The 26,214-nt window shown below is 68.6% G+C and carries 18 protein-coding genes and 9 pseudogenes; 14 read left to right on the top strand and 13 right to left on the bottom strand.

Annotated features, from left to right (window positions below; genetic code table 11):
- Positions 1 to 410 precede the first annotated feature (410 nt).
- Positions 411 to 1,195 (top strand): annotated as a pseudogene (locus tag ACFCY7_RS16195) (transposase family protein).
- A 30-nt stretch (positions 1,196 to 1,225) separates the two neighbouring features.
- Here the strand turns inward: ACFCY7_RS16195 and ACFCY7_RS16190 are convergent.
- Positions 1,226 to 1,834 carry a helix-turn-helix domain-containing protein gene (locus tag ACFCY7_RS16190; RefSeq protein WP_376485312.1) on the bottom strand — a complete coding sequence of 203 codons (609 nt, stop codon included), beginning with the start codon at positions 1,832 to 1,834 and terminating at the stop codon, positions 1,226 to 1,228.
- 115 nt (positions 1,835 to 1,949) lie between these two features.
- Between ACFCY7_RS16190 and ACFCY7_RS16185 the strand changes: the two genes are divergently transcribed.
- The 3 genes and pseudogenes from ACFCY7_RS16185 to ACFCY7_RS16175 form a co-directional block, all read left to right on the top strand.
- Complete coding sequence (locus tag ACFCY7_RS16185) at positions 1,950 to 2,768, top strand: MBL fold metallo-hydrolase (protein WP_376485309.1); 819 nt, start codon at positions 1,950 to 1,952, stop codon at positions 2,766 to 2,768.
- Positions 2,734 to 3,018, top strand: a complete 285-nt coding sequence (locus tag ACFCY7_RS16180) for an Ig-like domain-containing protein (protein WP_376485306.1) — start codon at positions 2,734 to 2,736, stop codon at positions 3,016 to 3,018. The genes ACFCY7_RS16185 and ACFCY7_RS16180 overlap by 35 nt, the downstream gene beginning before the upstream one ends.
- Positions 3,019 to 3,813: 795 nt before the next feature.
- Positions 3,814 to 4,023: pseudogene (locus ACFCY7_RS16175) on the top strand (transposase); the annotation flags it as partial.
- A 9-nt stretch (positions 4,024 to 4,032) separates the two neighbouring features.
- Here the strand turns inward: ACFCY7_RS16175 and ACFCY7_RS16170 are convergent.
- From ACFCY7_RS16170 to ACFCY7_RS16155, 4 genes are all read right to left on the bottom strand, one after another.
- Positions 4,033 to 4,488 (bottom strand): hypothetical protein, encoded by a 456-nt coding sequence (locus tag ACFCY7_RS16170; protein WP_376485304.1) that lies wholly within the window; start codon positions 4,486 to 4,488, stop codon positions 4,033 to 4,035.
- Between the two features lie 211 nt (positions 4,489 to 4,699).
- Positions 4,700 to 5,275 carry a transposase gene (locus ACFCY7_RS16165; RefSeq protein ID WP_376485302.1) on the bottom strand — a complete coding sequence of 192 codons (576 nt, stop codon included), beginning with the start codon at positions 5,273 to 5,275 and terminating at the stop codon, positions 4,700 to 4,702.
- Positions 5,272 to 5,772, bottom strand: a complete 501-nt coding sequence (locus tag ACFCY7_RS16160; protein WP_376485300.1) for a winged helix-turn-helix domain-containing protein — start codon at positions 5,770 to 5,772, stop codon at positions 5,272 to 5,274. The genes ACFCY7_RS16165 and ACFCY7_RS16160 overlap by 4 nt, the downstream gene beginning before the upstream one ends.
- Before the next feature lie 143 nt (positions 5,773 to 5,915).
- Positions 5,916 to 6,746 (bottom strand): AraC family transcriptional regulator, encoded by an 831-nt coding sequence (locus tag ACFCY7_RS16155; RefSeq protein ID WP_376485298.1) that lies wholly within the window; start codon positions 6,744 to 6,746, stop codon positions 5,916 to 5,918.
- Positions 6,747 to 6,852: 106 nt separating this feature from the next.
- Between ACFCY7_RS16155 and ACFCY7_RS16150 the strand changes: the two genes are divergently transcribed.
- The gene (locus tag ACFCY7_RS16150) at positions 6,853 to 7,224 is read left to right on the top strand and encodes a cupin domain-containing protein (protein ID WP_376485297.1); all 372 of its coding nucleotides are present in this window, start codon (positions 6,853 to 6,855) and stop codon (positions 7,222 to 7,224) included.
- A gap of 9 nt (positions 7,225 to 7,233) precedes the next feature.
- Here the strand turns inward: ACFCY7_RS16150 and ACFCY7_RS16145 are convergent.
- A pseudogene (locus ACFCY7_RS16145) lies at positions 7,234 to 7,440 on the bottom strand (IS630 family transposase); the annotation flags it as partial.
- A 370-nt stretch (positions 7,441 to 7,810) separates the two neighbouring features.
- Between ACFCY7_RS16145 and ACFCY7_RS16140 the strand changes: the two are divergent.
- Positions 7,811 to 8,447: pseudogene (locus tag ACFCY7_RS16140) on the top strand (ISAzo13 family transposase).
- Here ACFCY7_RS16140 and ACFCY7_RS16135 read toward each other — a convergent pair.
- Positions 8,429 to 9,185: pseudogene (locus ACFCY7_RS16135) on the bottom strand (transposase family protein). The pseudogenes ACFCY7_RS16140 and ACFCY7_RS16135 overlap by 19 nt on opposite strands.
- Positions 9,186 to 9,931: 746 nt before the next feature.
- Between ACFCY7_RS16135 and ACFCY7_RS16130 the strand changes: the two are divergent.
- The 5 genes from ACFCY7_RS16130 to ACFCY7_RS16110 all read left to right on the top strand — a co-directional run bounded on the left by ACFCY7_RS16130 (position 9,932) and on the right by ACFCY7_RS16110 (position 14,907).
- A complete protein-coding gene (locus ACFCY7_RS16130) occupies positions 9,932 to 10,195 on the top strand; it encodes a hypothetical protein (protein ID WP_376485295.1) in 264 nt (87 codons plus the stop codon).
- A 221-nt stretch (positions 10,196 to 10,416) separates the two neighbouring features.
- Positions 10,417 to 12,270 carry an IPT/TIG domain-containing protein gene (locus ACFCY7_RS16125; RefSeq protein ID WP_376485293.1) on the top strand — a complete coding sequence of 618 codons (1,854 nt, stop codon included), beginning with the start codon at positions 10,417 to 10,419 and terminating at the stop codon, positions 12,268 to 12,270.
- A gap of 170 nt (positions 12,271 to 12,440) precedes the next feature.
- On the top strand, positions 12,441 to 13,304 hold the full coding sequence (locus tag ACFCY7_RS16120) for an RNA repair domain-containing protein (protein WP_376485292.1): 864 nt from the start codon (positions 12,441 to 12,443) through the stop codon (positions 13,302 to 13,304).
- A 240-nt stretch (positions 13,305 to 13,544) separates the two neighbouring features.
- Entirely contained in the window at positions 13,545 to 14,354 is an 810-nt protein-coding gene (locus ACFCY7_RS16115; protein ID WP_376485289.1) for an alpha/beta fold hydrolase, read from the top strand.
- Positions 14,355 to 14,376: 22 nt separating this feature from the next.
- Positions 14,377 to 14,907, top strand: coding sequence for a hypothetical protein (locus ACFCY7_RS16110; RefSeq protein WP_376485360.1), 531 nt, complete (start codon positions 14,377 to 14,379; stop codon positions 14,905 to 14,907).
- Between the two features lie 222 nt (positions 14,908 to 15,129).
- Here ACFCY7_RS16110 and ACFCY7_RS16105 read toward each other — a convergent pair.
- Positions 15,130 to 15,436 (bottom strand): annotated as a pseudogene (locus ACFCY7_RS16105) (transposase family protein); the annotation flags it as partial.
- Between the two features lie 57 nt (positions 15,437 to 15,493).
- Here ACFCY7_RS16105 and ACFCY7_RS16100 point away from each other — a divergent pair.
- On the top strand, positions 15,494 to 16,219 hold the full coding sequence (locus ACFCY7_RS16100; RefSeq protein ID WP_376485287.1) for a hypothetical protein: 726 nt from the start codon (positions 15,494 to 15,496) through the stop codon (positions 16,217 to 16,219).
- Between the two features lie 106 nt (positions 16,220 to 16,325).
- Here the strand turns inward: ACFCY7_RS16100 and ACFCY7_RS16095 are convergent, their stop codons facing one another.
- The gene (locus ACFCY7_RS16095; RefSeq protein ID WP_376485284.1) at positions 16,326 to 18,914 is read right to left on the bottom strand and encodes a SpoIIE family protein phosphatase; all 2,589 of its coding nucleotides are present in this window, start codon (positions 18,912 to 18,914) and stop codon (positions 16,326 to 16,328) included.
- Between the two features lie 397 nt (positions 18,915 to 19,311).
- Here ACFCY7_RS16095 and ACFCY7_RS16090 point away from each other — a divergent pair, with 397 nt between their 5' ends.
- A complete protein-coding gene (locus ACFCY7_RS16090; protein WP_376485281.1) occupies positions 19,312 to 19,776 on the top strand; it encodes a DUF6166 domain-containing protein in 465 nt (154 codons plus the stop codon).
- Between the two features lie 667 nt (positions 19,777 to 20,443).
- Here the strand turns inward: ACFCY7_RS16090 and ACFCY7_RS16085 are convergent.
- From ACFCY7_RS16085 to ACFCY7_RS16070, 4 genes and pseudogenes are all read right to left on the bottom strand, one after another.
- Positions 20,444 to 20,620 (bottom strand): annotated as a pseudogene (locus ACFCY7_RS16085) (IS5/IS1182 family transposase); the annotation flags it as partial.
- Positions 20,621 to 21,034: 414 nt separating this feature from the next.
- Positions 21,035 to 24,568, bottom strand: coding sequence for a ThuA domain-containing protein (locus ACFCY7_RS16080; protein WP_376485278.1), 3,534 nt, complete (start codon positions 24,566 to 24,568; stop codon positions 21,035 to 21,037).
- Positions 24,569 to 24,611: 43 nt separating this feature from the next.
- Positions 24,612 to 25,112, bottom strand: a complete 501-nt coding sequence (locus ACFCY7_RS16075) for a sugar phosphate isomerase/epimerase family protein (protein WP_376485276.1) — start codon at positions 25,110 to 25,112, stop codon at positions 24,612 to 24,614.
- A gap of 82 nt (positions 25,113 to 25,194) precedes the next feature.
- Positions 25,195 to 25,314 (bottom strand): annotated as a pseudogene (locus tag ACFCY7_RS16070) (hypothetical protein); the annotation flags it as partial.
- 335 nt (positions 25,315 to 25,649) lie between these two features.
- On the opposite strand from ACFCY7_RS16070, the pseudogene ACFCY7_RS16065 reads away from it, so the two are divergent.
- Positions 25,650 to 26,123: pseudogene (locus ACFCY7_RS16065) on the top strand (DDE-type integrase/transposase/recombinase); the annotation flags it as partial.
- Positions 26,124 to 26,214: the final 91 nt, after the last annotated feature.

The following is a 26,214-nucleotide window of genomic DNA, read 5'->3' as shown; positions in this document are numbered from 1 at the left end:
TTGGGGTCCCTGTGGGGGGGGGCCCCCCCCCCCCCCCAAAATATTCGCCCCCATTCTACCCCCCCATGGTGGGGCCCCCCCCCCCCCCCCCCGGGGGGGGGGCCCCCCCCCACCCCGGGCGGGCCCGCGCGACGCGCCACGGCCCAAGTGGGCGATATCGAAGATCATTTACGTAGCAAACCTATGCGATCACGAACGGCGCTTTCCGGCCATTTCGCCTGATTCTCCCTTATCGATTGCAGAGGACCATGAAACCCATCGCGCTCGTCCGTGCCCGGCACGGCCTGCTTGAGCTTTTTCCAACCTGCTGGCGTGGCTGCCAGGTTGGGGCACCCTGTGCGAGGTGAACGACGAAGTTCCTGGTAGACGGGTTCACGACCAAGATCACCCGTGCCGACCAGGAGCTTCGCGTGCTCGTTTACTCATCGGCGATCGATCTGTCCAGCGCGCACCTTCGTCACCTTGCCCGGTGCCTGGCCGCTCACCGCCGCAAGATCGGCACCCGATGGCGTCGCATCACACCGAGCCGGCAGCCGCTTCCGGTCCTGGCTCACCTGCGCTGCGGCGGCACCTACGCTCAGCCGGCCGCCGCGTTCGGCATCGGGATCGCGACCGTCTACGCGTTACGTCAGCGAACCGATCCAGGTCCTGGCCGCACTCGCTCCCAGCCTGACCGAGGCGATGCGGACCGCACGCCGACTGGCCTTCGTCATCCTCGACGGAACGCTCCTGCCGATCGACCGGATCGCCGCCGACACCCCGTACTACTCCGGCAAACACAAGCGCCACGGGCATGAACGTCCAAGTCCTCACCGCCCCATTCGGACGGCTGCTGTGGGCCTCACCCGCGCTCCCCGGCTCCACCCACGACCCGACCGCCGACCGCACCCACGGCATCGTCGACGCACTCGCCAAGGCCGGACTGAAGTGCTGGGCCGACAAGGCGTATCAGGGCGCCAACGGTTCCATCCGGGCGCCCTTCCGCGGCCCTCGCCTCAAGCAGTAGCAGCGCCGCCACAACAGCACACACGCCAAGATCCGCTGCCTCGGCGAGCAGGCCATGGCCACCCTCAAAGGCTGGCGGCTCCTGCGGAAGCTCCGCTGCAGCACCAACCGCATCACCGACCTGGTGAAGGCCGTCCTCGTCCTTCACCACACGCATCAGCGCGAGGTGGGAAAAGGTTCAATGAGTTGATCTTGAAGCCTTAGGCTGAGGTGCGGCCGATCAGGTTCTGCGCGAGATGACCATGATGTATTCGCAAGGAGCGTTCGTCCGGTTGGCGAAGCCGTGGTCCGCGTCGGCTTGGAAGAACAGGGAGTCGCCTGCGTTCAGGGTCTCGCTGATCCCGCCGACCGCGACGGTGAGGGCGCCTTCGAGCACCACGAGTTGTTTCTCCGTACCCGGCGGATACGCGGGCAGCAGCCCGGTGGAGACCTGCGCGGGGAGGTGGTGGACGACCATCTCGGCTCGTCCCGCTCCCGGGGCCGCTGACACGATGTGCCGCTCGAAGCCGGTTTCCGGGTCGCGGAAAACGGGGCGATCGCTCTTGCGCATGACAACAGCCACCCCGGACGCGGCGGCAGCCGGCGCACCGATCAGGTCCGAGAGCGACACATCGAGCGCGTGGGCGATCTTGGACGCGACGCCGATCGTCGGGCTCTTCTCGCCGCGTTCGACCTTGGACAGCATCGCCCGGCTGACCGACGACTGTGTGGACAGCTGCTCCAGCGTCAGGCCCGCCTCCTCGCGGTGTTGCCGCACGTTACGGCCGAACGCGCCGGCCAGGTCGTCACCGTGCTGTGGTCCGGCCGCGTTTTCGTCTTGCTTGGCCACCGTGCTCCTCGATCGATGGGTACTTCGCTGTCCCACAGTGTAGGTTTTCTCCGATAGAAGACCTGATCTCCTATCGGAGATGCGCGATGTATGCCCGACGCGACGGAGGGGTTCCATGCGTTTGATCTCGAGTGGCCGGCACCATGCCACGTTCGAATTAGGCGATCTGCAGGTGATCTCGTTGCGAGACGGGTACATCGACATGCCGCCGACACGGCTCCGCGACGAGGACGGGCGCACGCTCGATGAACTGCCGGCCGTCGTCCCGCTGGCCGGCGACAACTTGCGGCTGTCGGTCAACGCCTTCTTCGTCACCGATGGCACGCGGTCGGTTCTCATCGACACCGGCGCGTCCGACGTCTGGCACGACCCCACCATGGGATTGATCTACGACGCGCTCGACGAAGCGGGAATCGACCGCGCGGATGTCACCGATGTGGCCATCACCCACAGGCACGAAGACCACGTGAGCGGCCTGATCGCGCCGGACGGTGCAGAGGCGTTCACCGAACTCGAGCGCGTGTGGATCGGCGCGGGCGACACCTCGGTGTTCACGGGGCGGCTCGAGCCGATCCGTGACCGAGTCGTACCCGTGTCGGAGAAGGTCGCGATCAACGACTGGACCACCGCGATCCCGACACCGGGCCACACACCCGGTCACACCGTCTACGAGGTCAGGAGCGGCACCGGCCGTCTTCTCGTCTGGGGCGACACCGTTCACGTTCCCACGCTCCAATTCGATCAGCCGAACGTGTCCTGGGAACTCGACGGCGACCAGTCCCAGGCGCGCGCCGCGCGAGCGGCGCTCCTCGAACAACTGGCCCAACCGCACCACTTCGTAGCCGGTGCCCACCTCGACTCACCCGGCATCGCCCGCGTGACCCCCTCCGGCGACGGTTATGCGCTGGAATACCTCGCACCACCGATCGGCTGATCGAGCCTGTCGGCTCCGGGCCGCGCTCGCGTACTCCGGCACGGACTCCTTCACCTACGCCGCGGGCAACTCCCGCGGCGGCAGCGCCACCGCGACAGTGACGCTCACCGTACGCCGGACGACCCGGCCGACTCCGACCCCGACCGCAGACCCCGCTCCCTCGGCAGGCCCCGGCCCGGCCGCCGCGGCACCAGCGGTCGGCCCGCACGGCGGCCCGCCGTTGACGAGCAACACACAGACCGACAAGTAACCAGCGAGCAACTTCAAGGTCGCATGCGGCACTCGTGACCGAGCCCGGCCGGGGTACGCGACGTGCCTTACTTGCCTGACATGTCTGGCACCTCTGGATATCGCTGCGGGCGGCCGCGTATTCGGCGGTGCCCTACAGGCCCGCCGCCGCAGTCGTCACGCGGGTTCGGTCTCGGCGAGGATGCGGTAGACGGTGGCGACGGAGGGACCCTGGGCCGTCCGCCGTGCCGACCGCCTTCGCGGGCGGACGCCTGGCTCTCAAGCGGCTCCTCGCGGATGTACTCGCGCTCGGACTCGGACTCGGCCATGCCGGCGAAGAACGCGAAGAGCGCGGCGCCGCGCCCGGACGGGGGTAGGCGCCTTGGAGGGGGCCGGTGAGGAGTTCGAGTTCGATGTCGTGGTGGCGCAGTTCCTCGGCGATGGCCAGCAGTTCGGCGGCGTCGCGGCCGAGACGCTTCATCTCGCGCACGGCGAGGATCACCCGCTGGTGCGTGACGGCCTGCTTGATGGTGCGGACGAAGTCCATCGCCTTCACGAACTCCGGCCGGACCGGCCCCGAACTGTCAGCCCGACTGCCTTGTCCACGGACCATTCTCGGGCGACTTCGCGTATGGCTCGAAGAGGCCCGGCCATTACTCAGAGTGGTCGCGTCACAGAAGTTGAGCCAGAACCCAAACTCGTCGACATCACCCATCCGTGGAACAGGGCGCCTCCCAAACCCATCGACAAGCGACGTCGCTACTGCTCGATAAAGCCAGCGGGCCCTGCCAACTGCGTGACCGAACTGCCCAAGCCGCGCTTCCTTGTACGGGCAGGCGCGGCTGAACGCTTCGCCGGCCGCGTTGACCACCCTGAGCTGCCCCGGCGATGGGTCGTCGAACGGACCATGTCCTGGCTGGCCGGCTGTCTCCGACTCCACCGACGCTACGAGCGTAAACCCGAGCACTTCCTCGCCTTCACGGCGATCGCCACCAGCCTCATCAACTACCGACGACTCACCAGATAGGGCGCTGCTTCAAAGACCCCGGGGCTCATACGTCGCCGACATCACTGCCGCAGTCGATGCGAGGATCGCAATGCCAAGGATGCTGTAAAGCCAGGTGGCCGAAAGGCGGTCCAAGGTGATTTTGCTTCCGGGGGTCTGCAGCTGGGCGAAGTAGTGCCGATACATCCGACGCCGGATCGGGAGCAGGGCAACCGGCATGGATCCGGCCGCAACGCTGTACAGGAACAGGATGACCGGCGCCGGTTCCGGCTGGATCAGCGCTGTCAGACCGGCCATGGCACAGAGGACGGGGACCCCCAGGTAGGCACCCCACTTGCCGGCCCTCCTGTTCCGCTCAACTGCGGCTCGGACCGCTTCTGGCACCTCGTCGGGCTCAGGCGGCAGCATCACGAACGTGATCACGGCCGCCACGGTCGCCGCAGCGGCGATCCACCACCAGGCCTGATCCGGAACCGAGAACAGCATCGTCCGTACCTCTTCCTTCCCCCGCCTCACGCTGAACGGCAACAGCATCCACGTTTGTCGAACACCGCACACTTCCCGTCCCCGGCAACCTTCAGCCCGGCCCCCTGCACGGCTCAGCTCACCACGAAGCTCTTCCCGATGCCTACCGAAGGCATCAATGGTCCAGCAAGGCCGTACGGACCATCAGAAACGACGTCTACTGATCTTTTCGCTAGTTCTGTGGGGTTGACGGGTGGATGGTCAGGCCGGTGTGGGCGAGGAAGGACCAGGGCAGTCGGGAGTTGCCGTTGATCCGACGGATGCCCTGTTCGGTGGCGTCGGCGACATCGGCAAGATGGTCGCCGGCGAGGTTGGCGAGCTCACGCTTCTTGAGCGAGGACCACAGCAGTTCCACCGGATTGAGCTCGGGTGCGTAAGCGGGTAATCGCTCGAGGGTGAGCCAGTCCTGCTCGGCGACCCAGGCACGCATCGCCCGGCTCCAGTGGGCGGACAGCCCGTCCCAGACCAGGACCACTCGCTCTCCGCGGTAGAACGTCTTCATCTGCTCCAGGACCTTGATGAGCCCGGGGGTGTCGTAGCTGCCGGGTTTGAGGTGGAAGCACAGGCGAGGGCCTCGGCCGGGGTCGGCGGCGTGGTAACCGAGGGCCGCGGCCATCGAGGCGCGTTTCCAGTTCAGCCGGTGCCGCAGGAGCGGGGTGCGGCCGCGGGGCGCGTAGGTGCGGCGGACCTGCGGCAGCAGGGAGACGCCCGATTCGTCGAGGAACACGATCCAGGCACGTGTGTTCACCGCCCCCTTTTGATGCGCGGCCACTCGTGCGCGATCCAGCGGGCGATCTCGGACTCGTCCCTTTCCACCGCCCGCCGCTCGGGCCGCTGCAGACTCCATCCGAGCAGGCCGGTCAGCAACCGCCACACCGAGGCCTTCGACAGCGCCACCCCTGTCACCCGCTCGACCACCGCACCGACCCGTTCCAGAGTCCACAGATCGGCCTCGAAGCCATGCGCCTGGGCTCCCCGCTCCAACGCGGCCCGGACCCGCTCGACCTGGGCATCGTCCAGCTTGGGCGGACGACCGGTGGCCGGGCGCCGGCGCAGAGCATCGGCGCCGTCCTTCTCCCAGACCCGTTTCCACCGCCGCACACTCTCGTCACTGACCCCCAGCATCCGCGCGATCTCGGCGCCCGAACGTCCCTGGTCGAACAACTCGGCCGCCCGCACACGCCGGGCCTCGGACAACTGCGGCCGCGTCAAAGGAGGAACAACAGGCGAAGGCTTGAAAGACACCGCATCAGAATCCCACCAACGACTCCACCGCATCCACAGAACTAACGAAAAGATCAGTAGGGCTCTGACCGCGTAGGTTCGCCGGGTTGATCTTCAAGGCGGAGGCTAGTGGGGCGTGTGGAGGCGAGTATTCGATGCGGGGCTCAGGAGGTAGTTGGGTATGAACCGGTGCGAGTGCGCTGGTAGCGCGCGGGGGTGGTGCCGACGTGGCGGGTGAAGTGTCGGTTGAGGTGGGATTGGTCGTGCAATCCGACGGTTGTGGCGACCTCGGCGGGGCAGTGGCCGTCGAGGAGGAGGCGACGGGCGTGCTCGATCCGCTTGCCGGTGAGGTAGGCGTGGGGCGGAAGGCCGTATGTCTGCTTGAAGCAGCGGATCAGGTGGGTGGGGTGGGCATGGAGGGTGGCCGCGGCCTCGTGCAAGGAAAGGCCCGCTTGGGTCCGTGCGTCCAGTAGTTCCCGCAGCTGAACGGCGAGCCGGTTTGCCTCACGCCCTGGTGTGCGGGGCTGGAGCGCGGCGAGGTGGAGGTGGAGCCGTTCTCGGATGAACGAGAGGCGGGACTCGGCTTCGAAGCCGTCTCCGGGATGGACGAGAGCGCTGTGCAACTGGTCGATCCGGCCGCGCAGTAGTTGATCGTTGAGGACCGGGGTGTCTGCCGCCCGGTCGGCTAAATGCTGCGGGAGTACGGAGTCGTCGAGGTAGAGGTTGCGCTTGCGGAACCCGGATTCGGTTACGGTCCGCCCGTCATGGGGGACGCCGGGAGGCAGCAGGAGGACGCTGGCGTTGCCGGTCGCCCCGTGGCGGTGACGACCGAGTGCGAAGTCCACTGAGCCGGCGTCGAGGATCATCAGATCCCACGTGTCGTGGGTGTGGGCCGGGTACGCGTGGTCGGTGAAGTGGGCGTGGAAGACCTCGGCGATCCCGGGGACCGGCGGCCGCCAGGCGCTGATGGACGTGCGGGGGCGGTCAGGGGTCATGCCAGAAACGTACAAGACGCGCGGAGTCGGGGCGCGGCAGGCTCGTAACACCGGCCGGGAGCCTGAGAGGCCGCTTCCGGTGTCCGGTCTTGAGGAAGGATGCCGTATGTCCACGTCAGCAGTTCCCGTCAACCTCGCCGAGAGGCTTGCGCAGTTCACCGAGCTGTGGTCGCAGAAGAAGGTGGCGGTGCTCAACGACTACGAGGTCAAGCTGGCCAAACTGAAGGGAGAGTTCGTCTGGCACACCCATGAGGACACCGATGAATTGATCATGGTCATCAGCGGGCGGCTCACCATCCGGCTCAGGGATGGCGATGTGGTGTTGGAACCCGGCGAGCTGTTCGTCGTTCCCCGCGGGGTCGAGCACTGCACCGTGGCCGACGAGGAGACCGCGATCCTGTTGCTCGAACCGGCGGGAACGATGAACACCGGTGATGCGGGAGGGCCGATGACCAAGGTGGCCGAGATCCTCGGCTGAGGCGGGGTGTCAGGCCGCTGCCTCGAGTGGCTGTCCACCCCAGCGGATGCCCTTCGCACCGCGGACACGGGCGCGTTCGCGTCGTTGCGCGGCCAACACGTCAGGGTCGCGAGCGTTGGCGTTGCACCAGAGCAGGTAGCGGTGTAGCTCACGGGTCTGGGCAGTGTGGTTGGGGTGGTGAGAGTTGGCGAGGGTGAACTGCCGCAGTGGCCCGAACTCGTCGAAGGCGAAGGCGAAGGCGAAGGCGCGATCGGGCCGATCGGTCAGCGCGTACTTGATCCGATTCAGCTTGGCATCGAAGTCCGGGTCGCTGGATTTCGCTCCTCGCCTGCGCGGGGATGGTCTCGAGGTAGAAGTCGACGGGGAAGCGCGGCCATTGGGACATGGCGGGATCAGGATCGTCGCCGCTGCGGTCGGGGTCCGGGAGGGCACGGTCTCGCGTGGGGTGGTTGAACTCGACTCCGGTCAGGCACCGTTGGGGCGAGTCCGTCGTCCTGGCGGAGGCCAGAAGAAGGCGAGCGAGCTTGACCTGGCGCTGCTGCCCGCGGTGCTTGTGTTGGTCGAGCCCGACGAGCGGGGCGATCTGATGTCGCCGCTGCGGTGGACGACGAAGTCGACTCGAAAGCTGGCGGAGGAGCTGACCCGGCAGGGCCACCGGCTCTCCGCCGACACAGTCGCCGGCCTGCTGCGGGAGGAAGGCTTCAGTCTGCAGGCCAACGCCAAGACCATCGAAGGCGCTCACACCCTGACCGCGACGCCCAATTCCGCTACCTCAACGAACAGGCACGAGAGCACAGGGACGCTGGTGACCCGGTGATCAGCGTGGACACCAAGAAGAAGGAGCTGGTCGGCGACTACAAGAACGCCGGGCGCGAGTGGCGGCCCGCCCGACAGCCTGCGAAGGTCAACACGCACGATTTCCCCGGCCAGGTCGAGAAGACGATTCCGTACGGGATCTACGACATGGCCTCGAACACCGGCTGAGTCACCATCGGCACCGATCACGACACTGCGGCGTTTGCCGTCGCTTCGATCCGCCGCTGGTGGCAGGCCCGAGGCTGGCACGATTCCCCCCGGCCCACCGACTGCTGATCACTGCCGACGGCGGGGGCTCCAACGGCTACCGCACTCGCGGCTGGAAGACCCACCTGGCCGATCTCGCTGCCGAAACGAGCCTGGAAATCACCGTGAGCCTTTTCCCACCTCATGCTGACGCGTGGTGAAGGACGAGAACAGCCTGGATGATCGCGGTGATGCGGTTGGTGCTGCACCGGAGCTTCCGCAGGAGCCGCCAGCCTTCGAGGGGGGCCATGGCCTGCTCGCCGAGGCAGCGGATTTGGCGTGGGTGCTGTTGTGCCTGCGCTGCCACCGCTTGAGGCGACGGCCGCGGAAGGGCACCCGGATGGAACCGCCGGCGCCCTGATACGCCTTGTCGGCCCAGCACTTCAGTCCGGCCTCGGCGAGTGCGTCAACGATGCGCCGTGGGTACGGGCAGCGGTCAGGTCGCGAGTGGAGCCGGGCAGCGCGGGCAAAGCCCACAGCAGCCGTCCGAATGGGTCGGTGAGGACTTGGACGTTCATGTCGTGGCGCTTGTGTTTGCCGGAGCAGTACGGGTGTCGGCGGCGATCCGGTCGATCGGCAGGAGCGTCCCGTCGAGGATGACGAAGGCCAGTCGGCGTGCGGTCCGCATCGCCTCGGCCAGGCTGGGAGCGAGTGCGGCCAGGACCTGTATCGGTTCGCTGACGTAACGCGTAGACGGTCGCGATCCCGATGCCGAACGCGGCGGCCGACTGAGCGTAGGTGCCGCCGCAGCGCAGGTGAGCCAGGACCGGAAGCGCCTGCCGGCCCGGCGTGATGCGACGCCACCGGGTGCCGACCTTGCGGCGGTGAGCGGCCAGACACCGAGCAAGGTGACGAAAGTGCGCGTTGGGCAGATCGATCGCCGATGGGCAAACAAGCACGCAAAACTCCTGGTCGGCATGGGTGATCTTGGTCGTGAACCCGTCCACCAGGAACTTCGTCGTTCACCTCGCGCAGGGTGCCCCAACCCGCCAGCCACGCCAGCAGGTTGGAAAAAGCTCACTGACTCGACGTCCAACCCCGCTTTCTGCGGGTCGGAATGGGTCTGCACCGGCAACGCCGTGCCTTGGTAAGGCCGTGTCGTGTGTGGTGGCGCGGGGGATTCGTTTGCCGCCGCAGATGGCTGCGGCACGGCCGCGAAAGGACCGGTAGGCGGTCTAGAGGTCGCCGCGATCGCATGATCGCTGCCGGCTGGATCAGCTCAGTTGCCTGCGCGGTCTGCCGGGCCCACCCGTACGGGGCCGTCCGTCCGCGCCGTCGGCGGCCGACGACCACGGCGGATGGCATGGTCGATCCCGAGCCCTCCGACTGAGGGATCGGTGGGCCGCGTGGCGGCTCGTGCCAGGGCCCGCCTTGCCCGGTGACCCCCGCGCGGCGCTGCCGGCGAATGTCGTACGAACTCACTCGCCCGGTCCTCGGCCGTGAGCTCGGGGCGTCACTCTGGACGGTCTGCCACCTCGGCACCAGCCGCCTCGCGGGCCGCGACCGTGGAGCCCAAGTCCGGGACAGACGGGGTGGCTGCATCCCCGGCGAACCGCTCCGCGATCTCCCCGGGCCCCGTGAACAGGGGAAGGTCTTCTTTCCTGGGACTCGTCCGGATGATCTTGCTGTTCGTTAGGGTGCGAGCGTGTCGAAGGCGAGCGTGAGCAACGAGACGGACAGCATGCTCTGCCTTTGGGCCGAGCCGTGGGGAACTGATCACTGGATGCGCCCTGGCGAGGAGTTCACCGTGGTGACTGAGACGGATCCGGAAGAGTCGCCTTTCAACGTGGTGGTCCATGGCCAGGGCATCACGGTATGGGTGAACTCCGCCAGCGAATCCGAGGTCTTCGACAAGAACGGCAACCCAGCGCCGTGTGGGCACCAGCGTTCGGCGGACGCCGGCTTCTGAGGAAGCCGGTCAGCTGAGCCAGAACCCCTCGATGTGTACAGAGTCACCCGTTCCCAGGACCGACCCCCATCGCGACGATCCAATCTGATCAAAAAGGATCAATAAGTGAGCCGATCTGGCAGGTATGGGGCATGTGAGAGTTAATCAAAAAGGCTGTGAATAGCATGAGTTGAAGATCGAAATAAAGGTTTTCGGTCAGTTCTCTCCGAGAGGCGGAACGCATGGCATTCACGATCGACAGGCCTCACGTACGCGGCAGAGCACCGCGCCGGTTATGGCGCGGCGCAGCCGCGGTGCTGACCGCCGCGCTGTTCGGTGCTGTCGGCACTGTGCTTCCGGCCGCGCCGGCGTACGCGGCAGGGCCGGCGCAGCTGGTCTACATCTCCAACGCCGGTGCGGGGACGGTGAGCGCCGTCGACCCGGCGACCGGGTCGACGGTGGCCACCATCGAGGTCGGCAGCGCGCCGACGGGCATGGCGCTCACGCCGGACGGCTCCCAGGCATGGGTGGCCAACGGCGCCAGCGACACGGTCTCGGTGATCGACACCGCGACCAACTCCGTCGCCGCCACCGTCGCGGTGGGGCGCACGCCCCAGTCGGTGGCCATCTCTCCGGACGGGGGGCGGGCGTACGTGGTCCGGACAGCCGACCCCGGCGGCGTCGACGTGATCGACACGTCCTCCCTGGTGGTCACCGCCACCATCGCGGCCGGCAGCTTTCCGGACATCGCCGGCCTGTCTCCGGACGGCAGTCGGCTGTACGTCGGGAACTTCACCAGCAGTACGGTGTCGGTGATCGACACCGTGAGCAACACCGTCACCGCCACCGTCCCCGTGGGGAACGCAGCCGGGCTGGCGGTCAGCCCCGACGGCGCTCACGTCTACGTCGCCGACTACAACGACAACCGCCTGTCGGTGATCGACACCGCCAGCGCCACCGTCACGGCGACCGTCCCGGTCGGCAGCCTGCCGCAGAACGTGGCCGTCGCACCGGACGGAGGGCTCGTCTACGTCGCCAACCGGGGAGGCAACTCCGTCTCCGTCGTGGACGCGGCGACCAACACCGTCGTCGCTACCGTTCCGACCGGCGCGGGGACGAGCGGCGTGCTGGCCGACCCTGACGGCACCCGTGTGTACGCCACCAACACCTTCGTGAACACCATGTCGGTGATCGACACCGCGACGCTCACGGTCACCGCCACCGTCCCCACTGGTTCCCGCCCCTGGGGCCTGGCGATGGGCAAGGCCGTCCCGCCCGCCGTCAACGCCATCGCCCCGGACCGCGGCCCGATCACGGGCGGCACCACGGTCACCCTGACCGGCAGTCACCTGACCGGCACCACCGCCGTCACCTTCGACGGCACCCCCGCCAGCGGCGTCACCGTGGTCGACGACACCACCGTCATCGCGACCGCCCCCGCCCACGCGCCCGGCACCGTCGGCGTCTCGCTGACCGCCAAGGGCCGGACCGTCGCCGCCAGTACCTACACCTACCAGCGGCCCACGCCCACGACCACCGCTGTCACCCCTGCTCAGGGCCCGGCCTCCGGCGGCACCGCCGTCACCATCACCGGCACCGGCTTCACCGGCGCGACCGCCGTCGCCTTCGGCACGGTCCCGGCCACCTCCTTCACCGTCCACAGCGACACCGAGATCACCGCGACCTCCCCGGCCGCCACCACCGCCGGGCCGACCGACGTCACCGTCACCACCCCCGCCGGGACCAGCACCACCATCCCGGCCGACCGCTACACCTACACCCGGGACACCACGAAGCTCACTGCCGACCCCTTGCTGCTCTCGCTGTCCCCCGGCCAGCTGAACATCAACCTGAAGCCGTCGGCCACCCTCACCGACACCACCACCGGCAAGCCCATCAGCGGCGCCACCGTGAAGTTCACCGTCGGCACCAGCACCGTGTGCAGCGCCACCACCAACGCAGCAGGCAACGCGACCTGCACCGGTGCCATCCCCGTCCTCACCGTCCTCCTCCACCTCGGCTACACCGCGACCTACAACGGCACCCCCGCCCTGGAGGCGGCCACCGCCACCGCCGGGCTGATCCGCCTCGGCTGACCCGCCCCGACAGGCCGGCGCCGAAAACCCCGGCGCCGGCCAGGAGGCACCGAGGCCAAGGCCCGCATGCGCGGCCCTGTCGTAACCCACAGTGAGCTGGGTGGGCCGGGTGCTGGTTTGCGGGGCCGGTCAGGTGCGCGTCACCCTGGTAATCGAGGGCAGGTACTGACGTGCACACCAGCGACGAGATCTACCACCGGGTGCTCTGGGACCCGCGTTTCGACCCCGAGCGGTTCGTGATGGGGATCGCCGAGCGCGGAGCCCCGCCGAAGCGGATCCTGCTCGGCGACTTCGTGCCGGGCGGGGAGATCCCCTGGCACCGGGTGGTGTTCTTCGAGGCGGACGGCCAGGTCGTCTGGGACCGCACCTCCGGCGTCGACCGGCTCGGCGAGACCATGGTTGGGCAGGTCGGTCCCGTGCAGGCCCCGGCGCCCGGCGACGTCCTAGCCGTCCCACCGACGAACCGCACCGCCGTCGCCTGGCTGCCGCCGGCGGAGCTGTGGCCGCCGATCCAGCACATTCGCCGCGAACACGACCGGCAGATCCGCCGCTGGCCGCCGCACGTCAACGTGCTCTTCGGTTTCGTCCCGGAGGCCGAGTTCGCCCGGGCCCTGCCGCTGGTCGCCGCGGCGCTCGCCGAGACGCCGCCGTTCACCGCCCGCCTGGCGGGTGTCCACTGGTTCGGACACCGCGAGGACGCCACCGTCTGGATCGACCCGGCCGCTGCCGACCACGAACCCTGGGCACGACTGCGGGAGTCCCTGGAGCTCCGCTTCCCGCTCTGCGGATCGCATGCGCACGGCTTCACCCCGCACCTGTCCCTCGGCCGTTCCCCGGACCCGCACTCCCTCGCCCGCAAAGCGGAGGCACTCCTCGGCTCCATGACGGCCCGGGTCGACGAGCTGGTCCTGCTCTCCCGGCGCGGCGACGAGCCGATGCGGGTCCGGGCCCGCGTCCTGCTCGGCATCGGCGCCGTACGCCACGGGGAGGATCCCGCCCTTCCGGGCCGCCCTCCGCCTTCACCGCCCCTCTAGCCAGACGCGGTCGCGAGCTTCTTCCGGCCCAGCCGGCATACAACGGAGTCATGAGGACACCCCCGCAGCGCGGCCGAGAAGGCGGTTGCCGATCTCGACGGGGAGCGCGGGCCGTCCCGCTCACGCGGGGATGGTCCCTGGCTGTCCCCGGCCGTAGGGACGGAGGTGTCCGGCGAGAGCCGGCCCCGCGGCGACATTCGTACAAGACGGAGAGCCGTCAGCGCAGGCATCGTCCCGTACATGAGACATGACGCCGTCACGCACCAGCACGGGATGCACGTGGTCCACTACGGCCCGCGGCAGGCGCCGCCGCTGGTGCTCATCCACGGATCGGGATTCTCGGGTGCCTCCTGGAGCCCGGTGCTGCCGGTACTCGCCGACCGGTATCGCGTCATCCGGGTCGACCTCCCGGGTCACGGCCATTCCTCGCCCTCGCCGTCGTACGACGTGCCCGAGCAGGCGGGCCGTCTGGCCGCGGTGCTCGACGACCTCGGCCTTCGCCGGGTCACCGTGGCCGGGCACTCCAGCGGTGGATACGTCGCCACAGCGCTTGCCGAACAGCGCCCCGATCTGGTTGGTCCACTCGCGCTGATCAGCTGCGGCCCGAGTCCCGACGCGCTCCTTGCGCAGCCCGTTCTCCTTCGGATGCTGATTGCCCCGCCGCTGGGCCCGCTGTTGTGGCCGATCCGCTCGGACGCGATGCTCCGCAGGGGGATGACCGCGGTGTGCAACCGCCCGGTGGACATCCCGGACGACCTGATCGCCGAGGTCCGGGGCATCGGCTATCGCACGTTGAGGACGGTACTGCGCCGAAATGCCGCGTACATCGCCGAGCGGAGCGTGCCCGAGCGCCTCGCCGCCCTTGACGTACCGGTCCTGGTGGTCTTCGGTGCTGCCGACCGCCGCTGGGATCCGTCTTCGGCACACCACTACGACGCGGTGCCGAACGCGCGCGTCGAGCAGCTGCCGGACGTCGGACACCTCCCCATGTTCGAAGCGCCGGAGGCGACCGGTGAGTTGCTGCTGGCCTTCGCGGCAGCCGGCCGCTGACGCCGATCGCTACCCTGGTGCCATGGGGGCCCCGGAATCACCACCTGACTGGACGTCGGTGGAGGTCGCGATCCCGCGGGCGTCGGAGCGGCTGCCCGGGATCAGCATGGCGGGGTTCAGCCATCGTGGCCCGGCGCTCGTGGACATCGCCATGGTCGCGCACCCCTCGGTCACCCTGCTGGTGGACCTGAGCGACGAAGACGGCCTCGTCTACGACGCCCACGGCCGGCGCGAACGCGGCAGCGTGGCCGTGGGGCTGATCCCGGGCGACCTTCGGATCAGCGGCCGGACGGACGAGGCAGGCCAGTGCCTCCAGATCCGGTTGTCTCCTGTCGTGGCGGCTGCGGTGCTCGGCGCACCGACCGAGCTGGTGGGCACGGTGGTCCGCCTGGAGGACGTCTGGGGTCGCGATGCCGGGCGAGCCGAGGACAGGCTGCGCGCCGCCACGTCGTGGGACGAACGGTTCACGATCGCGGCTGATGCCCTTGGCGCCGTTCGAGCTCGCGGCACCATGTGCGGCATGACGACCAACCGAAAGGTCCATGCTGCGTAGAAGGGCAGGACGCATCCGGGCCGGAGTACCGGACCGGCACCAGTCACAGAACTCAAGGCCGGTCATCGACCGCCTCTCCCCGCGAGCGCTGTTCGAGATCGTTCGCCTTGAACGCACGCGGAAACTACCTCCAGCCGGGAGAAACCAGCGCGGCACCTCCGACCACTGGGGCTGGACGTCACGCCGGCACCCACCGAGTTGACCTCCAGCGACATGAGATGCCTTCGACTGCTCGGCGACCGTGTGGTCGCGGGTGGATGGAGACAAGGGTGCCCTCCACGATCAGCACCGTGTCCTTCTTCGAGATGTCGAATAGCGGGGCAAGTTGCCGCAAAGTCAGGTTCGTGCGCCAGTAGGCGGCGACGAGGAGAACGCGGTCTTCCAGGGGCAGGCCCCACGGCCGGCCCTTGCGGACCGGGTCCGCACCCTCTCGCCGAAGCGCGTCGGTCAACTTGCGGAACTGATGTGGCCTCAGCCCGGAGAAGGGGACTGTCCAGGACGACTCCGGCGCCGTGATCACCCCGGACACACCAGGACCATCCCACCTGCGGCCAGCAGTCATCGGGACATCCCTTAGATTGACCTGATGGGCGAACATGATGGGCGGAATATGCGGGCGGGGCTGCCTGCGCACGCGATCGAGGTCGGAACCGAACCTCTGGCCCGCCCGACGCGGAACTCGGTGGGCGGCTGGCCCTTCCTCAACGAGGACCAGAGGTGGCCGGACTGTTTCTGCGGCGAGCGGATGGTGCTGTTCTTCCAGCTCGACATCCCCTCGGACGACATCCCCTCGGACCTGGAGCCCTTCGGCGGAGACCACCTCTTGGTCTTCCACTGCCGCGCGCACAACGATGCGTCCGACCCGCAGGAGACCGACGGCCGACTCGTGCCTCGGTACTGGGACGCTCCGCAGCCGCCCTATCCGCGTCCGTTCTGGCGGGTACTGCTCCAGCGTGACGCGGCACTGCCGGCGGCGGAGCCCGAACCCTCCTTGCGCGCCCTGCCGCTGACGTTGCGGCCCTTCACGGATGCCCCTGCCTGGCCGGGACGGGGAGCCCAGACATTCAAGGTGGGCGGTGCACCGTCCTGGGCGCAGTTCCCCGAGTACTACCTGTGTGCGTGCGGCACTGAGCTGGTGTACGTCTGCCAGGTGCCGGAGAACATGGAGTTCGCCGTCCACCCCGGTCAACCAGAGCAGCCCTACAGCGGCGGCGCCGACATCTACGGACTGTTTCTCGGCAACGAGGTCTACCTGCTGGCGTGCCCGGCCCACTGTGATCCAGCCGCTGTCTGGCCGGTGAACCAGCACTGACCTCGGCACCCCTGACCTGCCTGGCGGACGAGCCTGCCAGCTGACACCCGTAGATCATTTACGGATGGCGCTTAGGACGATGGTCGGCCGGCAGAGGTGACGCGCTCTAGGAGAGGGTCCGGTCGGCAGTGGGCAGGACCTGTTCGGCCCAGATGACCTTGCCTTCCGGTGTATACCGAGTGCCCCAGTGCTCGCTGATCTGTGCCACCAGGAACAGTCCGCGGCCTCCCTCGTCCGTGCTGGCCGCGTACCGCAGGTGCGGGGCGGTACTGCTGCTGTCCCACACCTCGCAGGTCAAGGTGCGATCGCGCAGAAGACGCACGTGGACCGGCGCTGCGCCGTACCTTATGGCGTTGGTGATGAGCTCGCTGAGGATCAGTTCCGTGCTGAAGGCGAGTTCCTCCAGGCCCCACTCTTCGAGCTGCTCAGCCGCGCGGCTGCGCATGGCGCCGACCTCGCTCGGGTCGAAGGGAACGTCCCACTGGGCGACCTGGCCGGGCTCCAGGGTGCGTGTCCGCGCGATGAGCAGCGCGATGTCGTCGGTCGGATGGCTGGGGAGCAGGGCGTCGAGTACGGCGCGGCGGCTGGCGTTGGGGTCCCGGTCGGGGTGGCTCAGTGCCGTGCGCAGCCTTTCCACGCCTTCTGTGATGTCCCGGCTTCGCTCCTCGACCAGCCCGTCGGTGTACAGGACGAGCTGACTGCCCTCCGCCAGGTGCAGTTCCATGGTCTCGAACGGCATGCCTCCCAGCCCCAATGGGGGGCCGGCCGGTAGCTCCGAGATCGTCGTCGTGCCGTCCGGGGCGACCACGAGCGGTGGCATGTGTCCGGCCCGTGCCATGGTGCAGTTCTGGGAGACCGGGTCGTAGATGGCATACACGCAGGTCGCGCCCAGAACGCCGCTGTCGGGGGTGGTGCTGTCGCCTTCCTGGTCCATGCGTTGAACGAGGTTGTCGAGACGGGCGAGGAGTTCGTCGGGTGGCAGGTCCAAGGAGGAGAAGTTGTGCACGGCCGTGCGCAGCCGCCCCATGGTGGCGGCGGCGTGCAGGCCGTGCCCGACGACGTCTCCGACGACGAGCCCGACGCGACTTCCCGGCAGTGGGATCACGTCGAACCAGTCCCCGCCCACTCCGGACTGGGCGGGCTGGTAGAAATGCGCGACATCCACGGCACTTTGCTCGGGCAGATCCTGTGGCAGCAGGCTGCGCTGGAGCGTCACGGCGAGATGGTGTTCGCGGGTGTAGCGGCGGGCGTTGTCCATGGTGACCGCGGCGCGGCCGACGAGCTCCTCCGCCAAGGACAGGTCGTCCTCATCGAACGGTTCCGGTTTCTGCGACCGCCAGAAGTTGACCACCCCGAGCACGACGCCCCTGGCCTTCAGCGGAGCGGCGATGAGGGAGTGGATGCCGTAGTCGACGATCGCCGATGTCCGGAGCGGGTCCTGGGCGTGCCAGCCTGGCGCGTCATGGAGATCGGGTACGAGCTCGACCGTGCCCGTACCGTAGCCACGGGCCTGCGGCGTGGACGGCAGGAAGTCGATCAGACTGCCCAGCGGGTACAGCGGGTGATCGGAGCGGATGCCGTTGACCGCCGTGCGCCGCATGTCGGCGCCTGGGCCGGGCTCGTCGCCGTTCAGCACCGGGTCGGCCAGGTCGACCGTCACGAAGTCCGCGAACCGGGGGACGGCGACGTCGGCCAGCTCCTCTGCGGTCCGCACCACGTCGAGCGTGGTGCCGATGTCACCCCCGGCGTCGTAGAGCAGCTTGAGCCGTCTGCGGGCCGTTTCCGCCCGGCTGCTCAGGAGCTGCATCTCGGTGGAGTCGCGGATGGTGACCGCCGAGCCCTGCGGGCGGCCCCCGGGTCGGGTGGGCCGCTGATTGACGACGAGGAGTCGGTCTCCGGCCTCCAGCACTTCGTCGGTGGCGATCCGGCCGGACAGCAGCAGGTCCGCCATCCGGTGGTCCATGCCGACCTGGTCGACGGGGCGTCCTTCGGCGTCATCCGGCAGGTCGAGCAGCCTTGCGGCCTCGTCGTTCGCCAGGAGTAGTCGTCCTTCGCCGTCGGTGATCAGCACGCCTTCGCGGACGGTGTGGAGCACCGCGTCGTGGTGCTCGTACATGCGGGTCATCTCCTGCGTGCCGAGCCCGTGGGTCTGGCGGCGGAGTCTTCGGCTGATCAGCGCCGTACCGACGGTGGCCAGTGCCAAGCCGCCGGCGATGGACAGGAGTATGACCGGAAGCTGTCGGTTGGCGATGCCGGTCACGCTCTTCACGGTCAGACCCGCCGAGACGAGGGCGACGACATCGCCTTCGGGCGAGGTGACCGGCACGACCGCCTGGATCTCCTTGCCGAGCGGCCCCTGCACGCTCTCGGTGTGCACCTGGCCGGCGAGCGAGGGCTCGATCGTGCCGACGAACCGCTCGCCGATGCGATCGGGGTCAGGGTGGCTGTAGCGGATGCCTTGGGTATCCATCACCACGATGAAGTCCACCCCTGCGGCCTTGCGCGTCTCCTCGGCAAGAGGCTGCAGAACCGAGGACGGGTCCGGCGTCTTCAGCGCTTCCCGTAGGCCCAGGGACTTCGCGAACGTCTGCGCCACGGAGACCGACCGGTTGCGCGCCTCCCGGTCGATGTCGTGCCGCGACTGCAACACCAGGGCAAGCAGAGCCCCGGCGGCGAGCAGCACCACGATCGCCACCTGAAGGACGAAGACCTGCCCGGCGACGCTTCCGAATCTCCTGCCTAGGCTCGACCGCACCGGTACGCCGGACACGAGAGGCAAGACGGGCTCACAACCCCAGTTGTAACACCTTCCCGCGGCCTGGTCTTCCGATGCTCACCGTACGCGTCTGGGCCGCCTCACAGAGTCTCCGCTTCCAAAGGGCTGTGGGAACGGGCGACCAGGCAGGGGTGCGCCTTGTCCCTAGCGGGACGTTGCGTCCGGTCCAGCGCGGGAAGGTGGAGACCGGCTTCCGGGCGGTGCAGGGCGGTGCCTCCGCCTCCCCGTGGCGGGCGAGAGAGACGGGCCGGCGCAGGACACTGCGGCCCGGTCCGGGACCGGTCACTGGACCTCGGGATCAGCGGGAGGGAACGGTATGGCCTACGAGGGCCGCACCTACCACGGCATCCAGCAGGGCCCGGAGAGCGAGGGGGAGTGGCATCCCGCCCGGATCCTGGTCGAGGAGCCCGATTTCGGCCCCACCGAGCGGCAGTACGGCGTCACCGTGCTCCGCGAGCTGGCCGAGCCGGAGCACGGCGGCTTCGGGTGGGGCTACAACGGCGGAGGCACCAGCGCGGCGGCCGCGGCGATCCTCGCCGATGCCCTCGACTCGGGCGACCCGGACAAGTGCGGCATCGGCTGTGCCTCCTACCCCGAGGACCAGGTGCTCGCCGATCTCCGGGAGGACTTCTGCGACGAGGCCCTCTCGCAGTTCTACGACCGGTGGCGCCTACGCCGCAGCGTGATCCTGCGCTGGGCGCGGACCTGGTACCTGCAGCGCGGCATCGGCGAGCTGCCCGCCGCCCTGCGCGAGCTCCCGCCGCTCCAGAGCCGGACCTGACGGTGGACTCGCCGAGGACCGTGCGGCCGGGCGGGTCCCTGCGGGCCCGCCCGGCCGGCGCCTTCCGAGGACGGAGCGCCCCGGCGCCGGCCATAGCCCCGAACAGCCCTGAGCGGCGGGTCGACCCGGACACGGAGACCTGGTGGCACCTGCCCCCGGTCGTCCCGGCCGGGATGCAGGAGGTCCAGGTCCGCGCGCCGGACGGGTACGACTTCGCCCGCCTGGTCTGGCAGGTCTGTGTCCCGTGCCGTCTCGGGCTCGTCGCGAAGATCCGGGTCACCGGGCCGTGGCAGCACCACGGGTACGGCACCCGCATGATCCGGTTCGCCTGGACGGCCGCGGCGGATACGGCTGGACCACGACGCAGCAGTCCGAGGACGGGAAGGCGTTCTTCCCGGTCGTTGCCGAGGCGATGGGCGTGGCGCTCCCCGCTCGGTCCCACCGGTGCGAGCACATGCGGGCCTGAGAGCCCAGGGTCTCCGTGCCGGCGCGGCGGCTCGATCCGCCGCCCCGCTGAGTCTTACGAGCTGGTGCGTGATTGCGGTTGAGATGCGCGGTCCTGAGCTGGTGGTCTTGTCAGGCGGTGGTGTTGCGGTCGGAGACGAGGCCGGCGATGGACCGGTAGGTGTCGGGCAGGCCATCTCGCCGATGTGTCCAGCGGGTCAGCAAGCCGATGCCGGGCACCTGCCCCCGCCTCGCGTTTCCTGGCCCCGCCACGTGCTTCGTGACGGCGCCCCTCGACAGCGGCCTGCCACGGGCCGGCCAACTCCTCGACCAGACAGCCCAGATGCTGACAGGAGATACCGGTGAACAGCTGATGCGTGAGGACGTGCCGGTTGACCATGATCACCAAGGGCTGGATCATCCCACCCTCGCGCGATCACCCCTCAACCGCAATCACGCACCAGTTTGTGAGGGTCAAGGCCCGTCGATGGCGATCCGGCCCGGGTCATGACCAGTGCCGCGTGGCCGAAGCGGTCCCAACGTGGAGGAGTACGGGCTGGTCAGCCCGGTGGCATCGGCGCGATCGGCCAGTGGCCGTGCCCTGGCATGACCGACCCCTCCCCGCACCGTCAGCGGAGGCATGGCGCTTGGGACGCGAGCCGATGTCCCGCACGCGGAAAGTGCCTTCCGTCTGGACCGACAGAACCCCTCAGCAAGGTTCATCGTCCCAGTTCAGAAGGCACTTTCGCGTTCCCGGCCGGCAACCGGTCTCACACCGGGTGACACGGCGAGGTCAACTGAACGGCGTCAGGGGCTAGATCTGGTCGAACCTCCACTTCTGGTTGGCCGCGGTGGTGCTGCAGGTCGCCTGGGTCAGCTGGATGTCGTCAGCGGTGGAGGCCTGGGGAATGGTCAGGCACTTGTCGCTGAGGACCGAGACGATCCGGTAGGCGCCGAGCCCGGCCGGCTGGAGCTTCCACTTCTGGTCCGACGCACCGGCCACGCACGTCCACTGCTGGACGTCGGCGTCGTTCGTGGAGAGCAGGTCCAGGCACTTGTTGCTGTGCTGCGCGGTGAGGGTGAAGTTGTCGCTGCCCACATCCGTCAGCTGCCACTGCTGGTTGCTGCCGCCGGTCTCCCCGTACTGGATGACGGCCGCTCCGTCGGCGGTCGACTCGTATCGCACGTCCATCCGCTTCCCGCTGTGCTCGCTGGTCACGGTGTAGGTGCTGCCGCTCACCGGGGCGGGCCACCCGGTCCCGGGCGCGTTGAAGGTGATCGCGTCCAGGTCGAAGGAGTCCGCCGACGGTGCCCGGAAGACCGCGTACACCGTCTGGGTTCCGGCGGTGTCGGTGACCGCGACGGGGGCGAGGTCGACGTAGTTGTCCCATCCGCCGGTGGACGGGACGGGGCTGGTGGCGAGGAGGGTACCGGTCGGCGAGCCGGACCGGAGCTCGATGGAGCCGCCCGTGTTGGAGGGAGCCGAGACCCGGAAGGTGACGGACTCGACGCCGCCCAGGTTCAGGGGCTTGAAGGAGATCCAGTCACCGTCCGAGATGTCACCGACGCGCTTGCCGTTCTGGGCACCGCTCTGTTCGACGACCCGGACCCCGGACTGGCCGGTGAAGTACTCGGCCTGCTTGTGGCGGGGCTGCAGCACCACGGTCGTGGTGCCCTTCAGACCGTCGTCGTCGGTGTAGTCGGCCGACAGGACGAGGTAGGTGTTGGCGGTGGCATCGTGGCCGGAGCCGCTGGTGGGGATGCTCCCGCTGCACCCGGTGTACCGGCCGGTGTCGTGGGCGTGGCTGTCGTGGCCGAGTGCGACGGTCACCGCGACCCTGGAGCAGTCGACGGCCCCGTCCTCGGGGTCGGTCACGCTGATCTGGTAGTCGACGGTGTCGCCGAAGTCGAAGACGCGGCCGTTGACCGGGGTGGTGAAGGTGACCGTGGGGCGGGTGTTGCCGACAATGATCGGTACGCTCACGCTGGCCGACTTGCCGCCGCCGTCGGTGACCGTCAGGCGGGCGGTGTAGGTGCCGTTGGCGGTGTAGGTGTGCGTGGGGTTCTGGCCGGTGCCCGTGGATCCGTCACCGAAGTCCCACGCGTAGGTGAGCACGTCGCCGGCGTCCGGGTCGGCGGTGCCGGCGGAGGAGAAGGTGACCTGCAGCGGAGCCTGGCCGGAGTCGGGAGTGGCGCTCGCCTTGACCAGCGGAGTGCGGTTGCCGGCGACGTAGTCGATCCGGTAGATGCCGTCGTCGGTGTTGGAGCTCGAGTAGCCGATGCCCCATTCGGCGACGTACATCGCGCCGTCCGGGCCGAACTTCATGTCGATCGGCGAGCGCAGACCGAGCTCGGCGACGAAGGGGTTGATCTTCAGGAGGTCGCCCGCGGAGTCGAGGCGGAACTCCTTGACGAAGTTGCGGCTCCACTCGTAGAAGAACGGCGTCTTGTCGTAGTACTTCGGGAACTTGCGCTCGGAGGTGCTGGCCGCGTCGTAGTGGTAGAACGGGCCGCCCATCGGGGCCGCACCCGTGCCGCCGTCGATCTCCGGGAACTCCTCGGAGGCGTGGTAGTCGTACCAGACCTGCGCGGGCTTGGCCGCGGGCAGGTTCGTCAGGCCGGTGTTGTTCGGCGAGTTGTTGACCGGGGCCGCGCAGTTGAACTTCGCTCCGGAGGCCCCGGTGGCGAAGTTGTAGTCGTTGAAGGGGACGTTGTCACCGACGCAGTACGGCCAGCCGTAGTTGCCCGGAGCCTTGATCAGGTTCCACTCGACGGTGCCCTCGGGGCCGCGGTTGGGGTCCTCGTACTGCGCGTCGGGCCCGTAGTCGGCGGCGGAGATCCAGCCGGTCTCCGGATCGACGGAGAAGCGGAAGCTGTTGCGGAAGCCCATCGCGTAGATCTCGGGCCGGGTCAGCGCGGTGCCCGGCGCGAACAGGTTGCCGGAGGGGATCGTGTAGCCGCCGGCCGCCTCGGGGTGGATGCGCAGGATCTTGCCGCGCAGGTCGTTGGTGTTGCCGGACGAGCGCTGGGCGTCGAACTTCTCGCGGCCCGGCCGCTCGTCGATGGGCGCGTAGCCGGTGTCGAACGGGTTGGTGTCGTCGCCGACACCGATGTAGAGGTTGCCGCCGGGTCCGAAGTGGAGGTAGCCGCCGGTGTGGCCGGGCTCGTACTCCCCCCGGTAGGCCGGGACCTCGATTACGGTCTGCGCGCTGGCCATGTCGAGCGTGTCGTCGGCGTTCACGGTGAACCGGGTGACCCGGTTGATCTCGGCGGTGCCGGCGGGCGAGTGGTTGATGTAGATCCACCGGTTGGTGGCGAAGTCCGGGTCCAGGGCCAGGCCGACGCCGCCGTCCTCGCCCTCGTGGTAGACGTCGAGCTGGGCGGCGATATGGGTCTCGGAGACGTCGTCGTGGGTGTGGATGACGTTCACCTTGCCCGAACGGGAGATGTAGAAGACCTCTCCGTCGGGGGCCACGTCGAGCTGCATGGGCTGGTCGGGGGCGCCGTCCAGCGTCACCTTCTGGTAGCGCTGCGAGACGGTGCCGCCGCAGTCGCCCTCCGCGGCGCCCGCCGCCCACTTGAGGCCGCCCAGGAGGTGCTGCCGGAAGAACGGCTCGGAGTAGGAGGACGTCTCGTGGCCCATGGCGGTGGCCCAGACCTTGCCGCCCTCGGCGTTGCGGCACCAGGAGATCGGGTGGTCGGCACCCATCTTGGCGCCGCCGGCGTCGTAGGTGGTCTCGTCCGCCGTGACCAGGACGTGCACGTCACCACGCGCGTTCTTGTCGAAGTTGTACCACTCCTCGGTCCGCACCCAGCGGTCCGGAAGGCCGACGGTGGACGGGTGCACCTTGTCCGCCACCTTGGCCGTGCCCTGGACGACGCTGGAGTACGACGTCGCGTGCGCGCCGCCCATGACGACGTCGTCCCACCAGGGGAACGAGCCCTCGATGTTCATGTCGGTGGCGTTGTGGACGGCGACGATGCCGTGACCGCTGCGCACGTAGTCCTGGGCGGCGGTGCGCTGGGCCTCGGTGTCCCAGACCATGCCCGAGGACTGGAGCATGACCACGGCGTCGTACGTGTTCAGGGTGGTGGTGTTGAAGACGTTGGCGTCGTCGCTCTCGTCCACCTGGAAGTCGTTGGCGGCGCCGAGCTCGTTGAAGGCCTGGATGGCCGCGTCCATGGAGCTGTGCCGGTAGGCCCCGGCCGCCGTCTTCGTGAACAGGAGGACCTTGAACGCCGGGTCCTCGACGGCTTCGGCGTAGGTGCCGGGTATGAGGAAGGCACCGAGGGTGGTGACGGTGAGGGCTGCGAGCGCGCGGCTCAGTCTTGATCTCGATCTTTGCACTGGGATCTCCGTGATGAGGAGGGAGAGACAGAGGTGCGGGGCTTCAGAGGGTGCGGAGGAACGCGAGGCCGCTCGTGGCCAGTTCGTCCTGGCCGGCCGCGAGCGGGCGCCAGATGGACGCGGCCGTGGCGATGGTGGTGTTGTCCGGTGTGAAGGACTCGATGACCAGCGGGCCGGTGTAGCCGGCGTCCTCGACCGCCGCGGCGAACGCGGTCCAGTCGAAGTGGTCGGCGCCGGGGGCGCCTCGGTCCGTGCCGCACACCTGGATGAGGGCGATCCGGGAACCCGCGTCGCGGATCGCCTGGGTGGGGCTCCTTTCCTCGATGTTGAAGTGGTACGTGTCGAGTGCGAGGCCGCACTCGTCGGGGAGGGCGTCGAGGGCCTGCTCGACGGTGTCGAGCAGGCTGGTCTCGTAGCGGTTGAGCGGTTCGACGCCGACGCGTACGTCGCGCGCCCCTGCGTAGGCGAGCACCGGGCGGAGGTTCTCCCGCAGCTCGGCGAGGACGGAGCGGCGCTCGTCCGCGTCGAGCTTCCAGGTGCGCACCACGGAGGTGTAGGCGGGACCGCTGATCGTCGGGGGTGCAGGCGTGCAGGACGTCGATCAGGCCGGACGTGATCAGTTCCGTGACCGTCTCGAAGGCCTTCTCGGCACCGAGTGCCTGGGCGCTTTCCGTGGCATTCGCCAGGTCCGCTCCCGCGACGCCCACCAAGCGGGCGCCGGCCTGTCGTGCGGCTCGGGCATGGATCCGGTCGATGAAGCCAGTTCCGACGATACTCGCCCTGACTTCCGCTGACCATCATCGAATGTCTCGCACGTTCTGGATCCTAGAGATGACTTATGATGAACGTCAATCATAAGTCTGATGAGGGATGTGAATACTGGCGTCATCGATCAGCTGCAACACCGACAGGGACGGAGGGCAAGGGAGTTGACCACCGAACCGGCAGGCGCCGGTGCCCTGCCGATCCACGCGACGGCCGCGCCCGTGCCCAAACCGAGCTGGTGCAGCTCACCGGCCTCGCCAGATCGACCGTGACCCAACGACTCGACGCACTGGCGGACCAGCGGTGGATCCGGCCGCTTGACCGTCCGACCGGCACCGTGATCCGCCGCTACGAGCGCGAACGACCCGGCGAACTGATCCACGTCGACGTGAAGAAACTCGGCCGCATCCCCGACGGCGGCGGACACCGCGTCCTGGGCCGCGACGCCGACAGACCGGTCCGGGGCATGGGTTTCGACTACGTCCACTCCGCCGTCGACGACCACTCCCGCCTGACCTACAGCGAGATCCACCCCGACGAGAAGGTCGCCACCTGCGCGGGCTTCCCGGCCCACGCGGCCGCGTTCTTCCACGACCACGGCGTCACCCGCATCGAACGCGTCCTGACCGACAACGCCTGGGCCTACCTACGGCCCTACACCTCGAACACCGAACGGAGCGAAGCCCTGACAGACTTCCTCCACACCTACAACCACCACCGCAGCCACCCCGCAATCGGAGGCGAGCCACCGATCAGCCGCGTCAACAACCCTGCGGGTCAATACACCTAGAGCGTGTCTCTTTGATCGGTTGGTCAGTTGATCGGATGTGTCCGTCCGGTTAGTGATCACTGATGCGATGTGGGACCGGATCGAGCCGCTG

Source organism: Streptomyces sp. NPDC056361 (genome assembly GCF_042262805.1).
Classification (GTDB): domain Bacteria; phylum Actinomycetota; class Actinomycetes; order Streptomycetales; family Streptomycetaceae; genus Streptomyces.
The sequence above is the reverse complement of the archived record's forward strand: the minus strand, read 5'-3'. Positions and strand labels throughout refer to the sequence as shown.

Excerpts from the sequence above, each read along its gene's own strand:
- ACFCY7_RS16155 (WP_376485298.1), bottom strand. The coding sequence starts at position 6,746 with ATGACCCCTGACCGCCCCCGCACGTCCATCAGCGCCTGGCGGCCGCCG.
- ACFCY7_RS16110 (WP_376485360.1), top strand. The coding sequence starts at position 14,377 with ATGGGGGCCCCGGAATCACCACCTGACTGGACGTCGGTGGAGGTCGCG.
- ACFCY7_RS16125 (WP_376485293.1), top strand. The coding sequence starts at position 10,417 with ATGGCATTCACGATCGACAGGCCTCACGTACGCGGCAGAGCACCGCGC.
- ACFCY7_RS16150 (WP_376485297.1), top strand. The coding sequence starts at position 6,853 with ATGTCCACGTCAGCAGTTCCCGTCAACCTCGCCGAGAGGCTTGCGCAG.
- ACFCY7_RS16100 (WP_376485287.1), top strand. The coding sequence starts at position 15,494 with ATGGGCGAACATGATGGGCGGAATATGCGGGCGGGGCTGCCTGCGCAC.
- ACFCY7_RS16090 (WP_376485281.1), top strand. The coding sequence starts at position 19,312 with ATGGCCTACGAGGGCCGCACCTACCACGGCATCCAGCAGGGCCCGGAG.
- ACFCY7_RS16115 (WP_376485289.1), top strand. The coding sequence starts at position 13,545 with ATGAGACATGACGCCGTCACGCACCAGCACGGGATGCACGTGGTCCAC.
- ACFCY7_RS16185 (WP_376485309.1), top strand. The coding sequence starts at position 1,950 with ATGCGTTTGATCTCGAGTGGCCGGCACCATGCCACGTTCGAATTAGGC.
- ACFCY7_RS16170 (WP_376485304.1), bottom strand. The coding sequence starts at position 4,488 with ATGCTGTTCTCGGTTCCGGATCAGGCCTGGTGGTGGATCGCCGCTGCG.
- ACFCY7_RS16180 (WP_376485306.1), top strand. The coding sequence starts at position 2,734 with ATGCGCTGGAATACCTCGCACCACCGATCGGCTGATCGAGCCTGTCGG.